The sequence below is a fragment of the Gardnerella sp. c12Ub_1 genome (genome assembly GCF_055804375.1).
Genome location: NZ_JANUZC010000001.1, coordinates 1,264,798 through 1,278,692, shown reverse-complemented (window position 1 = coordinate 1,278,692; position 13,895 = coordinate 1,264,798). Strand labels below are relative to the sequence as shown.

The window sequence follows — 13,895 nt, the reverse complement described above, 5'->3', positions numbered from 1 at the left end:
AACAAACCGCCCAAATCACGTCAAAATATTACGATGGTACATATGAGTGAGTTAATAACCCCATTTTCCCAAAGCAATAAGGGCGATTCGATTGCAGAATGGAAGAATCCTCTGCGAGACCCGCGCGACTTGCGACTAGCCAAAATCGCAGGCCCGTGCAGCCTTGTTATATTTGGAATCACGGGCGATTTAGCTAGAAAAAAGCTAATGCCAGCCGTATACGATTTAGCAAATCGCGGACTTTTGCCACCTGGCTTTGGCCTTACGGGATTCGCCAGACGCGACTGGACAGATGAGCATTTTGTAAACTTTGTGCGAGAAAATATTCAACAACATTGCCGCACGCCATTTTGCGAATCCACTTGGATTAATCTTGCAAAAGGCATACGGTTTGTTCGCGGAACATTCGACGACGCAAGCGCTTTCGAGCGATTAAGCAAAACCGTAAGCGAGTTAGACAGAGATCGCGGAACTCGCGGAAATCACGCGTTCTACATGTCTGTTCCACCATCCAGCTTCCCTGTTGTAGCACAACAATTGGCTGCATCTGGGCTTTCGCACTCCTCCGAAAACGCATGGAGACGAGTGATAATCGAAAAACCTTTTGGTCACGATTTAGCAAGCGCACAAGAGCTGGATCGCGTAGTTTCCGAGGTTTTTGACCCTAATTCCGTGTTCCGCATAGACCACTATTTAGGCAAAGAAACTGTGCAAAATCTGCTTGCTTTGCGCTTTGCAAACGCAATGTACGAGCCAATTTGGAATGCTAATTATGTTGACCACGTACAAATCACTATGGCAGAAGATATTGGCATAGGTGGCAGAGCTGGATATTACGATGGCATTGGCGCTGCTCGAGATGTTATTCAAAACCACTTGTTGCAACTAATGGCACTCACTGCTATGGAAGAGCCTGTAAGCTTTAGCGCTGGCGATTTAACAGCAGAAAAAACTAAGGTCTTGTCGGCTATACGATTGCCTAAAGATTTAGCTGCAAACACTGCAAGAGGCCAATACGCAGAAGGCTGGCAGGGGTCATATAAGGCTATTGGATATTTGCAAGAACAAGGAATTAGCCCAGATAGCACTACAGAAACATACGCTGCTGTGCGATTAGACGTAGACACTCGCCGATGGGCTGGAGTGCCATTCTACTTGCGAACTGGCAAACGCTTAGGTAAGCGAGTTACAGAGATTGCTGTGATTTTTAAGCGCGCCCCACACTTGCCTTTTGAGACTACTGCTGTGCGCGAACTTGGAAACAATGCTATTGTGATTCGCGTTCAGCCAGACGAAGGCGTAACAATGCGATTTGGCGCAAAAGTGCCAGGCGGAACGTCTATGGAAGTTCGCGATGTTTCTATGGACTTTAGCTATGGAAGGTCTTTTACAGAAAACTCTCCAGAAGCATACGAACGCCTTATTTTAGACGTTTTACTTGGCGAGCCGCCACTCTTCCCAACAACGCAAGAAGTTGATTTAAGTTGGAAGATTTTGGATCCGATTGAAGATTTTTGGGCTTCGCTTAACACGCGTCCGCAACCATACCGTGCTGGAACTTGGGGACCAGCGGAAGCTGACGCTATGCTTGCTCGTAATAATCGCCATTGGAGGCTGCCATGATTATTAATCTTCCTAACACAAACACATCTAAAATATCTGCAAAAATCGACGAGCTTCACGAAGAACGAGGCGAATCCGCAAGTGGCCGCGTGCTCACTCTTCTTATTGACACCACTCTTAAAGAGCTTGAAAACGCACTGGGCGCAGCAAATGCAGCTAGTCGCGAGCATCCTTGCAGAGTTATTGCGATTGTTCGCGATTGGCAAAGCGCTAATCCAAGTTTGCATAATCAAAATCAAGAAGATCAAAATCAAGAAGAAGAAACGCCAAACTTAGACGCTCAAGTGCGATTTGGAGCAGATGCTGGCGCAGGCGAAATCATTATTCTCTATCCACATAATGACCTTGTTCGCCACCCAGATACGCTTGTTATTCCTCTGCTTGTTCCAGACGCGCCGATTGTTGCATGGTGGCCTACAAACGCACCCGAAAATCCTGCTAACGACTTGCTTGGAGCTATGGCAAGCAGCAGAATTACAGACGCTCAACGGGCCAGCAACACTCTTGAAACTGTACAAAATCTGCGCAAAAATTGGTCCTCTAAAGACGTGGATCTTTCTTGGACGCGCATTACGTCTTGGCGCGCAATGCTGGCTTCTATGCTTGATCAGCCGCCGCACTTACCGATTCTTAGCGTTAAAGTTAGCGGCCCTAAGCATTACGTTCCGTTGCATTTGCTTGCGCAATGGCTAAAAATCTCACTTAATGTTCCTGTAGAAATTGTTGAAGATTCAAGCTCGCATGCAATTACAGAAGTAAGTCTTAAGAGGCAAGATGGCGAGCTTTCTTTAACGCGACCTTCTGGCAGTAGTCAAGCAATAATAAGTCTTCCTGGGCAAGCTTCTCAGCCGATTTCTATGCCGATTCGTTCTTTGCAAGACTGCTTAAGTGAAGAATTACGCAGAATTGACCCAGACGAGATTTATGCGCAGCTTATTCACGCAAATTGTTGCACAATGCAGAGTAACGAACTTGCAAGATAACGAACTCTAATACAACAAGTAAAAATAATAAAAGGATTCATTATGGCTAAAGATTTTAGATTTGCGCATAACGCAACAGTGTACGGCTACGACAATCAAGATATTTTAGCTGCTGTTGCTGCGCAAAAACTTGTGACTTTGATTATGCAATGGCAAAACAATGTTGAAAATCTTAATAAGCCATTCCATCTTTTGCTAACAGGTGGAACAGATTCGATTCGCATGTTTCAAATGTTAGCTAGCAACCCATTGCTTCCAGCAATCGACTGGTCTAATGTGCATATTTGGTGGGCAGATGAGCGTTTTGTAGCTTATAACAGCGAAGATCGTAATGCACGCAAGGCTCGCGAGTTGCTTCTTAACATACTTAGCGATCACAAAGTTTTGCAGGAGTCTCATATTCACGAAATGCCTGCAGATGAGCGTAATGCGGAGGAAATTGCAAAAGCCAGCGACGCTGAAAATGACGCTATTTTAGACGCTGCTGCACGCGAATACGAAGAAGAAATTATAGGCTTACTTGGCAAAGAGCCAGTGTTTGATTTGGCGATTCTTGGCATGGGACCAGACGCGCATATAGCTTCACTTTTCCCAGGATTGCCGCAAATTCATAATCGCGATCGCATAGTTTTAGGCGTGAATCACTCCCCTAAGCAGCCGCCAATGCGATTAACGCTTAGCGTTCCCGTGCTGGCTCATAGCCGCCGCACTTGGTTCTTAACTGCTGGCGAGCAAAAAGGAAAAGCTTTAATGAACGCGCTTTCTGGCAACAATAACCCAGATTATCCTGCGTCTTTTGCTAACGGAACTGAAGAAATCGCATGGCTAACTACTGCCGAAACTTTGCGCGCTGCAATCCAATAATATGCATAATATTCAATCAACTAAAAATTGAATAAACATAGCCTAGATGTCGCATTTGCGAAAATATGGCTTTCAAAACATAGCGCATTTGGGAAAAACAGCCCCTAAAAACATAGCGCATTTGGGAAAATCTGCTTGACAAAACATGGCGCATTTGGGAAAATCTTTATAAAACCATTGAAATATCAAGGAAAACTACACTCTGCAACAATTGAACAAATCAAGCACAAATTTATATTCCAAGAAAGAGCGCAAAACCCACATGTTTGATAGAAAGATATACAAAGAAATGCTGAAATGGAAGCATGAATATGCACCAAATTATGCGCTTTTTCTTAAGGGAGCAAGACGAGTCGGTAAAACAACGTTAGCAGAAAAGCTTGGAAAAGAAGAATACAAGTCTTATATTCTGATTCGTTTCGATCAAACCGAAGAAGATATTAAGCAGCTTTTTATAAACAGTCTAAGAGATTTAGATACTCTATTTAACACGATACAGTTAGCTTACAATACCAGACTTTATAAGCGAGAATCTCTTATAATACTTGATGAAATACAATTATTCCCACAAGCACGGCAAGCAATAAAAACTCTACTTGAAGATGGTCGTTACGATTACATTGAAACAGGATCGCTTGCTTCTATTACAAAGAAAAGCAAGGATATTCTCATACCTTCAGAAGAGTACACATTAGAAGTACTGCCACTTGATTATGAAGAATACTTATCAGCGAACGATAACGACCTGATTTTCCCTACTATTAAAGGTCACTTTGAATCACTCAAACCTATGGGCAGTATGCACCAGAGCATAATGAAATCTTTCAGAGAATACATGCTGGTTGGTGGAATGCCACAAGCTGTTCAAGCATACGTTGATACAAAAGATTTTGCGAAGGTTGATTTTGCTAAACAGCAAATAATCAATCTTTATAAGCAAGATATGCAAGATCAGGAAGAAGAGAACCCTACTTACGTAACTAATTTTTTCGATAGAGTTCCTGCAGAGCTTTCCAAACACGACAAGCGTTACGTGCTATCCCACGTAGATTCCAACGCGCGTATTAAAGAATATAGGGATCCAATACGTTGGCTAGAAGAAGCAATGATAATAAATATTGCAAACAGCGTTGAAGACCCAAGTGTAGCTTTGAATCTATCTACTATCAACCCTTCCTTCAAATGCTACATGATGGATACAGGACTGTTAACTTCATTAGCATACAAAGATAGACCTTACTTAGAAAATGAACTTTATAAGGCAATTCTGCTAGACAAACTACATGTTAATGAAGGAATGATAATAGAAAATATTGTCTCACAGTGTCTAAAAGCAAATGGACACAACGCGTATTTTTACAAAAAAACAAGTATCGATACCAAAAAGACAGTAATGGAAATAGATTTTCTCTTGCGCAAAAGCAACAAGATTATTCCAGTAGAAGTGAAATCTGGTAGTAGTAAAAGTGTGAAGTCAATAACAAACTTTATGGAAGCTTTTAGTAAAACCAGCAGCGAAGGAATCGTGCTTCACCATGGAGAAATTAAGCGCGAAGGTAAACTGCTTTACTTACCGTACTACATGGCTTCTGTGTTGTAAAAACAAGGCGTCGCATGCAAAACCTATACATGCGACGCTTACGCAAGAATTATTTTTATATTATATTAGTTTTAATCTTGCTTTACTTCTGGGCGATTAGGCTCTGCCCACAAAGTGTGGAATACGCCTGGCTCGTCAATGCGCCCGTATGTGTGCGCGCCGAAGAAATCGCGCTGAGCTTGAATGAGTGATGCTGGCAAACGCTTAGAACGCAAGGCATCGTAGTATGCAAGCAAGCTAGAGAATGCTGGAACAGGCACGCCATGCTCAACTGCACGCGCAATAACACGTCGCCAAGCAGCTTGCGACTTTTCAATAGCATCCTTAAAGTACGGCGCAAAAAGCAAGGAAACACTTGCCTGCCCAGATTCAAAAGCCTCGGAAACGCGGTTCAAAAACTGAGCACGAATAATGCATCCGCCGCGCCAAATGCGAGCAACAGCAGCCTGGTCAATCTTCCAATCATGCTCAATTGCAGCAGCAGCAATCTCGTCAAAGCCTTGCGCATAAGAAACAATCTTAGAAGCGTACAAAGCTTGGCGAATATCCTCAATAAATGCCTTACGCTCAGAATCGTTCAAATCAAAATGCATATCTGGGCCAGTCAATCCCTGGTTTTCTGCAGCTTCACGCAAAACAACTTGGCTTGAAAGTCCGCGAGCGAACACAGCTTCTGCAATACCCGTTACAGGGATTCCAAGCGAAAGCGCAGATTGCACAGTCCAAGTACCCGTGCCCTTCATTCCAGCGTGATCCACCATCATCTCAACCAAAGGCTTACCAGTCTTAGCGTCTTTCTGGCGAAGCACATCCGCAGTAATCTCAATCAAATAAGAATCAAGCTCGCCCTTGTTCCACTCGCTAAACACATCTGCAATGTCTTCGGACTTCATGCCCAAACCGCGAAGCATTAAATCGTAGCTTTCGGCAATAAGTTGCATATCGGAGTACTCAATGCCGTTGTGAACCATTTTTACAAAGTGACCAGCACCATCGGTGCCAATATGCGTTACGCAAGGCTCGCCTTCTGCAACAGCCGCAATCGACTTTAAGATAGGGCCGAGCGTCTTCCAAGATTCCTCCGTTCCACCAGGCATCATCGAAGGGCCGCGCAAAGCACCTTCTTCTCCGCCAGAAACACCACAACCAACGTAGTGAAGACCGCGCGCGCGAATGTTTTTCTCTCGGCGAATCGTGTCTTCAAAGTAGGAGTTTCCGCCGTCAACGATAATATCTCCTGGCTCCATAGCATTTGCAAGCTCTTCAATAACAGCGTCTGTAGGGGCACCAGCTTTTACCATAATAATTGCTGTGCGCGGACGCTTAAGCGAAGCCACAAACTCTTCAACGGTTTTTGCAGGCACAAAATCGCCTTCGCTGCCGTGCTGATTCATCAACGTTTCTGTGCGCGAATAATGACGATTATAAACAGCAACTGTATTGCCGTGATGCGCAAGATTTCGCGCCAAATTCGATCCCATAGCTGCCAAGCCAACAACACCAATATTTGCTCTAGCTTGAGTTTCCGCCATTTTGCACCTCTATCTTTTAATATTTATAACAGTAATATTTATAACCGTTTTATTATTTTATGATTGTTTTATCTTTAACACTTAACCAATCAAAACACACTTTTTTAAGTTTATCGTTTTATATGCACAAGCGTTTTTGTTGCGCTCACACGTAAATTTTGCACTATCGCAATAGTGGCAATTTTGTGATAAAGATTACATTTTTACTTTTATTCATCGCTATTTAGAAAGCATAAATACCGCTTAAATCTTATAGACACGCGTGCTGGCTCAAATTTGGAGACACTAGATATAGGGATTATCTATACAACACGCCACTACAAATAGTGTTAAGTGGTAGTAGACTGTTAAATCGTGCCAAAAAGCACGAAATTAAATAATCATAAAGCAAAAACTTAAACACCACATAACGAAGGGAGACGAACCGTGACTATTACAGTTTTCACCAAGCCACATTGCCCACAGTGCGATGCCACAAAGCGTCAATTCACTAAGCTAGGCGTGAATTTTGAAACAGTAGACTTAACTCAAAGCCCTTCTACTTTAGACCAGTTGCGCGCTGCAGGATATCGCCAAGCGCCAGTGGTGATTACTCCAAACTCATCTTGGAGCGGATATCGTCCAGATTTGATTGCACAAATCGCAAGTCAATTAGAAAACAACAATCAAAACGATTAAAGCAGTCAAAAATCAACAATCAAAATATGCAAAGCAGTCAAAATAATCAAAGCAATTAAGAAGCATAAAAATGTGTGATCAAGAAAATATGTCACAACCAAGCGAGCCAGAAGCGCGCGCACAAGGCGAATCAATCGGAGCTGTAGTCTATTTTTCTTCCGTCTCCGAAAATACACTACGATTCGTAAAAAATTGCGATTTTCCAAGCAACAATGTGAACGTGTATCGCATACCGCTTCGACCAAAAGAGCCAGAATTGCACGTGCGCGAACCATACGTTTTGATTGTGCCAACTTACGGCGGCGGAAATATTAAGAAAGCAATACCAATGCAAGTGCGCAAATTCCTAAACAATCGCGAAAATCGTTCGTTTATTCGCGGCGTAATATCTTCTGGAAACACGAATTTTGGAGACGCATATTGCGCTGCAGGCGGTCAAATCGCAGGAAAATGCGCGATTCCAAATATGTACTCGTTTGAACTTACGGGAACTCAAGAAGACATAGAAAAAGTAGCGCAAGGAATACCAAGATTTTTAAGGCAATTAAAAGAAGCAGAAGAAACGAAATAAACAAAAACAACAAATACAGCATATAAACAAAAACAACCAGCGTTTGAAAAGCAAAAACAACGCACGAGGAAAGGAATAAAACCCATGAATAGCACGGATCCGATGAGCGAATCTACTTCGCTTAATCTTGATCACGCTGACGACGCCATCACTGCCAGCAGCAGCACAACTGCCGAACGCATTCGCAACAGCCGCGACTACCATGTTCTTAACGCTATGCTCGGTCTTTTTGACCCAGAAAAAGGCATTCAGTTTGATAAAGATCAGGAAGCAGAAAAGCTTTATGTTTCGGGTTACGTGCAAGAACACAGCATGAAGTTTGCTTCCACTCGCGAGCGCTTGAACTATTTGATTGACAATTACTACTACAACGGCAACGTTTTCCACAAATATAGCGACGAGTTTCTAGATAAGTTCTATGAGCACGCAGAAGCCGCTCACCACACTTTCGGTACATTCTTGGGTGCTTTTAAGTTCTACACTTCTTACGCTTTGAAGACTTTTGACGGAAAGAAGTATTTGGAAAACTTCGCTCAGCGCGCAGCTGCAGTCGCTTTGGAACTTGCAGATGGTGACGAAAAAGCAGCGCTTAACTATTTGGACGAGATGCTTGCAGGCCGTTTCCAGCCAGCAACCCCAACGTTCTTGAATCTTGGCAAAGCTCAGCGCGGCGAAGCTGTGAGCTGCTTCCTTGTGCGTTTGGAAGACAACATGGAGTCTATTGCGCGCGGAATTAATTCTGCTTTGCAACTTTCTAAGCGCGGCGGCGGCGTGGCTCTTCTGCTTACGAATTTGCGCGAACTTGGCGCTCCTATTAAGCGCATTGAGAATCAGTCGAGTGGCGTTGTGCCTGTTATGAAGCTTTTGGAAGATTCATTCTCTTACGCTAATCAGCTTGGCGCGCGTCAAGGCGCTGGAGCTGTGTATATTAGCGCGCATCACCCAGATATTATGCGTTTCCTCGATACTAAGCGAGAGAACGCAGACGAGAAGATTCGTATTAAGTCGCTTTCTTTGGGCGTTGTAATTCCAGATATTACTTTTGAGCTCGCTAAGCGTAAGGAAAAGATGGCTTTGTTTAGCCCTTACGACGTTGAGCGCGAGTACGGAAAGCCTTTTGCAGACATCTCCGTTACCGAGCATTACGATGAGATGGTTGCAAATCCTCGCATTCACAAGAAATACATCGACGCTCGCGAATTCTTTATGACTCTTGCAGAGATTCAGTTTGAATCCGGCTACCCTTACATTTTGTTTGAAGATACTGTAAATCGCACAAATCCTATTGAGGGTCGCATTACTATGAGCAACTTGTGCTCCGAGATTTTGCAAACTCAAGAAGCAAGTACATATAACGCCGACTTGTCTTATAGTCACGTTGGCCGCGATATTTCTTGCAATCTTGGCTCTCTTAATATTGCTAAGGCAATGGACGGCGATTTGGGTGCAAGCGTTGATTTGGCTGTGCGCGCACTCACTTCTGTCTCGGAGCACACTTCGATTGATTCTGTGCCTTCGATTCGTCGCGGAAACGCGGAAGGCCACGCTATTGGCTTGGGTCAAATGAATTTGCACGGTTTCCTTGCTCGCGAGCATATGCAGTACGGAAGCGAGGAAGCTCTTGACTTTACAGACATGTACTTTATGACGGTTGCCTACCACGCTTATAAGGCTTCTCACGCTTTGGCTGTAGAGCGCGGAACTGCTTTTGCAAGCTTTAAGATGAGCGCCTACGCTAAGCCTGCAGGCCAAGGAAACTACTTCGATAAGTATACAGATGGCAGCCGTTCTCTTGAGCCTAGAACTCAAAAGGTTCGCGATTTGTTTGCTCGTTTTAACGTTGCAATTCCAACCGTTTCGGACTGGGAAGCTTTGCGCGACGAGATTTTGCGCGACGGCATTTACAACGAGTATTTGCAAGCTGTTCCTCCAACTGGCTCAATCTCGTACATCAATCATTCCACGAGTTCGATTCACCCGATTGCTTCTCGCATTGAGATTCGCAAAGAGGGCAAAGTTGGTCGCGTCTACTATCCTGCTGCATACATGACGAATGACAATATGCAGTACTTTAAGGATGCATACGAGATTGGATGGAAGGCAATTATTGACACTTACGCGGAGGCAACTCAGCATGTGGATCAGGGATTGTCTCTTACTTTGTTCTTCCCAGACACTACGACTACTCGCGATTTGAACAAAGCTCAGATTTACGCGTGGCGTAAGGGCATTAAGACTCTTTACTACATTCGTATTCGCCAGAAGGCTTTGGAAGGTACAGAAATCGAGGGTTGCGTAAGCTGCACGCTGTAAACCTTATGGTTGTAAATCTTTCGCAAATTAAATCAAAAACTTAAAAATTTTATAAAACGTAAACACAGAATCAGGAGTAATTATGACAGAACTCGACCCAACCGAGCTTAGAAGTAGCCTCGATAAGCCTTTCGGCACGAACCGCGTAATCGCAGACGATGCTATGATGGCAGCTTCTATCACACCAGCTCAGTATCGCTATCATCACGGTTCGCGCGTGCGCCCAGTTAATTGGAACAATATTATTGACGACAAGGATTTGGACGTTTGGAATCGTCTTATTGCTAACTTCTGGCTTCCAGAAAAAGTTCCGCTGAGCAATGATATTCCTTCTTGGCGTTCCCTCACCGATCTTGAGCGCAAGACCACTACTCGCGTTTTTACGGGCTTGACTTTGCTTGATACCAGCCAGGCAACTATTGGCGAGCTTTGCCAGATTGAGCACGCTCGCACGGAGCACGAGCAGGCTATTTACACGAATATTGCTTTTATGCAGTCAATTCACGCGCGCTCCTACTCCTCTATTTTCTCTACTCTTTGCTCTAGCGAAGAGATTGACGAAGCTTATCGTTGGGCTGTTGGCAACGACGTTTTGCAGCAGCGCGTTACCACCGTGCTTTGTGAGTACGAGAGTGAAGATCCGCTTAAGCGCAAGATAGCAGCGACTATGCTTTCTTCGCTACTTCTTTACGCGGGATTCTACCTTCCACTTTACTTTGCTTCTCGCGGTAAGATGATGAACACTGCCGACATGATTCGCTTGATTTTGCGCGATAAGGCAATTCACGGCTACTATTCTGGCTACAAGTTCCAGCGCGGCTTGGAGCTTAGAAGCGAGAACGATAAGAAGAATCTTGAAAAGTTCACTATGAACTTGCTCGACACTTTGTACGATTTGGAAGTTGAGTATTCTGGTCAGATTTATGAAGGATTTGACTTCCACGATGACGTTTTTGACTTCGTGCGTTATAACGCTAACAAGGCTTTGATGAACCTTGGCTACCCTGCTAAGTACAGCGAAGAAGAAACTCACGTAAGCCCAGAAATTCTCGCAGCTCTTTCTCCTGCTGCCGACGAAAATCACGACTTCTTCTCTGGCTCTGGTTCCAGCTATATTATGGGCAAGTCTGTTGAAACTGACGACGACGATTGGGATTTCTAGTCACTTAGTTGTTTCATTGCTTCGTTAATTAGTTAATTAATCAGGTTGCTTATGTACTTTTCATAAGCAACCTCTTTTTTTTTTATTTAATTATTTAAGAATATTTACATTTTGTAAATATTCTTAAATATCCGCGTACTTACTGAGTTATCTTGGCAGTTTTTGCTAATTTTGCAATTTTTGCTAGTTAGAATAAGTCATCATGAGATCCTAAGCGTAGAAATATAATGCAATCTTCTTTAACTTGATACAACAGTAGAACATCTGCAGAAACATGCAATTCATGCACGCCTTTATATGAGCCTTTAAGAATATGATCTCTATAAGTTGCAAGCTCGCGAGAATCTGCACCATTGCAAATAAGTCTTACAATATTGATTACTTGCTCAATATCGTAATGCTTCTGCTTATATTTCTTAACATCTCGCAGATAGATTGGACTATAAAATGGCGGTTTAGGCATTGCGCATCAGCTCAGCAAAATCGTCTACAGTGCCTGCAGCTATTGGTTTTTCTTTCATAGCTTCATCAATAGCGTGCTCGCATGGAGAACTTTCAAGTGAAAATGGGAAACGTTGCGTATTTACAATCTGATACAAAAATAGGTTGACTGCTGAACTCATATCAAGACCATAATGTTCAAGAACTTGCGATGCGCTATCTCGTATTTCTGGGTTAACTCTTACACTTAATCTGCCTGTTCTCGCTGTTTTTGTAGAAGTCATATCGTTTCCTTTAAGCTCAAAATCATAAATTTGTTATTCATGTTTTGCTTTATTATAACAGACCTACAGCACCCAACGTAATACCAAAGTAGCACCATTGTACACACAATTATTACTAAATCACAAGTTATCGTGGCAGTTTTTGTGATTTTTGCAATTTTTACCACGATAGCGCGTGATTTCGGCTGCGCGATATAGTACGTAACTATTGTCTCGTAATCAGTTAAAAAACATTGTTTGTGCGTCAACAAAGTTGATGCTTGTTTTGGCATGACGAGGATTGTAAGAAGTTGGATACTTTGTAAACAACATAAATATTTTCTTATAATCGCGATTTTTTGCATTCTCAACTAAAGTTGCTCGCTGCAACAACTTGCTCACCGCTTCAGCTTCGTTAAGATTATTACGCCACTTACATTCTGCAATAAGAAGCTGCTTGTTAATATCATCTTCTGCAACAATATCAATATCGGTTTGCTCACGAGCAATAGGGTCCGCACCCCACCATTTACCTAACTTAGTTGGCAAAAAGTCCATTCTGCCGATTTTGCATTGGCGCACGATCCACTGTTCGCACATTTTCTCAAACTGTTGACCTACAAAAGTGCTAAACACTTCATGTTCGCCACCAAGAACGCTACTTGCGGCAGCGTGTGAAAGTCCGCGTTCGATCAATCCTTTATTAGGTGCTACAAACCTATACCAATACGCAAAAAATGGGTCACAAATCTGCCATAATCCTTTTTTGCAATGAAGTGGATTCATGCCGAATGGAATATTTCTTTCAATTAATCCAAGGCCTTCTAATGTTTTCAAATACACGTTCACCGATGTAGCTGGCAATACAATACGATCAGATATCAAAGTCGGAGTATTGCATCCCGTTGCAAGAGCATTTAGCACACTATTGTATGTTGAAGGATCGCGCAATTCCTGGCGCATAAGCATGTCTGGTTCAGCGTACAAAATTCCCGAAATGTTAAAGCATAATTGCTCAAGATTTTCCGCAAACGAAGAGTTATTATCTAACTGTTCAATATAGTATGGCGTTCCTCCAAGGGATGCAAAATAGTTGATTTTATCTTCCCAAGTAGCATTATTTGGCATAAGCTCAGCTGCTTCAAAAAGGTTGAATGGCTGCAGGTGAATCTGTGCGGTACGTCTTCCGTAAAGTGGACTCTTTTTGCCAAGCACTTCACTTTCCATGAATCCTTCGTTGCTGCCGCACAAAATAAGAGTCATGTTAGCATTCTTAAATTTATGATCTATTGCGACTTGGAATGTTGACGCTAAGGATTTATCTGCTTGAGCTGCGTATGGAAATTCGTCGAAAACTAGAATAAGTGGAGATTGAGAAGCGCTTTGATTTGCGTTGTTAGATTGTTGCGCAACAAAATCTAGAGCGTTGTTCCAATTATTAAACGATCCTGTAGTTGGTGGAAGATTGAAGAAATCATACACAACGCGCGAGAAATCACGTAAATTCTCAATATTAGTTTGTTCGCGAGCAGTAAAAAGTATTGCGCGCTTATTTTTACAAAATTGTGAAATAAGCGAAGTTTTTCCTATTCGTCTTCGGCCATAAACTATTGCCATCTGGAACGAGTGTTTGCTGTTTTCATACAGTTTTTCCAGTACTTGTAACTCGTCTTGTCTGCCAACAAAAACCATATTCCACCTGCCGTTACGTCAATAATTGCAATATTTTTCAGCGCATCTTATAGCTGCTGAATCTGCGCTCAAGTTATTATAATTTAGATTATTATAATCATAATTATAATAATCTAAATTATATTATTTTGCAATATAAGCAAGGCAATCGAACGTTGTCATGGCAGAAATTA

Annotated in this window: 12 protein-coding genes; 8 read left to right on the top strand and 4 right to left on the bottom strand. The window is 42.8% G+C overall.

The window, feature by feature from the left end; genetic code table 11:
* The first annotated feature begins 42 nt into the window (after positions 1-42).
* The 4 genes from zwf to NYP65_RS04995 all read left to right on the top strand — a co-directional run bounded on the left by zwf (position 43) and on the right by NYP65_RS04995 (position 5,070).
* Positions 43-1,623 carry a glucose-6-phosphate dehydrogenase gene (gene zwf, locus NYP65_RS05010; protein WP_367301896.1) on the top strand — a complete coding sequence of 527 codons (1,581 nt, stop codon included), beginning with the start codon at positions 43-45 and terminating at the stop codon, positions 1,621-1,623.
* Positions 1,620-2,606 (top strand): glucose-6-phosphate dehydrogenase assembly protein OpcA, encoded by a 987-nt coding sequence (locus NYP65_RS05005; protein WP_473410710.1) that lies wholly within the window; start codon positions 1,620-1,622, stop codon positions 2,604-2,606. The genes zwf and NYP65_RS05005 overlap by 4 nt, the downstream gene beginning before the upstream one ends.
* A gap of 42 nt (positions 2,607-2,648) precedes the next feature.
* Positions 2,649-3,470 carry a 6-phosphogluconolactonase gene (gene pgl / locus NYP65_RS05000; protein WP_415702749.1) on the top strand — a complete coding sequence of 274 codons (822 nt, stop codon included), beginning with the start codon at positions 2,649-2,651 and terminating at the stop codon, positions 3,468-3,470.
* Positions 3,471-3,732: 262 nt separating this feature from the next.
* Positions 3,733-5,070, top strand: a complete 1,338-nt coding sequence (locus NYP65_RS04995; RefSeq protein WP_004131609.1) for an ATP-binding protein — start codon at positions 3,733-3,735, stop codon at positions 5,068-5,070.
* 71 nt (positions 5,071-5,141) lie between these two features.
* On the opposite strand, the gene gndA is transcribed toward NYP65_RS04995, so the two are convergent.
* Complete coding sequence (gene gndA, locus NYP65_RS04990) at positions 5,142-6,602, bottom strand: NADP-dependent phosphogluconate dehydrogenase (RefSeq protein WP_346284185.1); 1,461 nt, start codon at positions 6,600-6,602, stop codon at positions 5,142-5,144.
* A 426-nt stretch (positions 6,603-7,028) separates the two neighbouring features.
* Between gndA and NYP65_RS04985 the strand changes: the two genes are divergently transcribed.
* The 4 genes from NYP65_RS04985 (at position 7,029) to nrdF (ending at position 11,326) form a co-directional block, all read left to right on the top strand.
* Complete coding sequence (locus NYP65_RS04985; RefSeq protein ID WP_004133561.1) at positions 7,029-7,280, top strand: glutaredoxin family protein; 252 nt, start codon at positions 7,029-7,031, stop codon at positions 7,278-7,280.
* 70 nt (positions 7,281-7,350) lie between these two features.
* The gene (gene nrdI / locus NYP65_RS04980; protein WP_115794051.1) at positions 7,351-7,851 is read left to right on the top strand and encodes a class Ib ribonucleoside-diphosphate reductase assembly flavoprotein NrdI; all 501 of its coding nucleotides are present in this window, start codon (positions 7,351-7,353) and stop codon (positions 7,849-7,851) included.
* Between the two features lie 84 nt (positions 7,852-7,935).
* Positions 7,936-10,164, top strand: coding sequence for a class 1b ribonucleoside-diphosphate reductase subunit alpha (nrdE, locus tag NYP65_RS04975; protein ID WP_473410709.1), 2,229 nt, complete (start codon positions 7,936-7,938; stop codon positions 10,162-10,164).
* Between the two features lie 82 nt (positions 10,165-10,246).
* Positions 10,247-11,326, top strand: coding sequence for a class 1b ribonucleoside-diphosphate reductase subunit beta (gene nrdF / locus NYP65_RS04970; protein WP_473410708.1), 1,080 nt, complete (start codon positions 10,247-10,249; stop codon positions 11,324-11,326).
* Positions 11,327-11,513: 187 nt separating this feature from the next.
* On the opposite strand, the gene NYP65_RS04965 is transcribed toward nrdF, so the two are convergent.
* The 3 genes from NYP65_RS04965 to NYP65_RS04955 form a co-directional block, all read right to left on the bottom strand.
* A complete protein-coding gene (locus NYP65_RS04965) occupies positions 11,514-11,789 on the bottom strand; it encodes a type II toxin-antitoxin system RelE/ParE family toxin (RefSeq protein WP_012913985.1) in 276 nt (91 codons plus the stop codon).
* Positions 11,782-12,051 (bottom strand): type II toxin-antitoxin system RelB/DinJ family antitoxin, encoded by a 270-nt coding sequence (locus NYP65_RS04960; RefSeq protein WP_018631986.1) that lies wholly within the window; start codon positions 12,049-12,051, stop codon positions 11,782-11,784. Before NYP65_RS04960 ends, NYP65_RS04965 begins: the two co-directional genes overlap by 8 nt.
* Before the next feature lie 219 nt (positions 12,052-12,270).
* On the bottom strand, positions 12,271-13,722 hold the full coding sequence (locus NYP65_RS04955; RefSeq protein WP_415691421.1) for an ATP-binding protein: 1,452 nt from the start codon (positions 13,720-13,722) through the stop codon (positions 12,271-12,273).
* Positions 13,723-13,895: the final 173 nt, after the last annotated feature.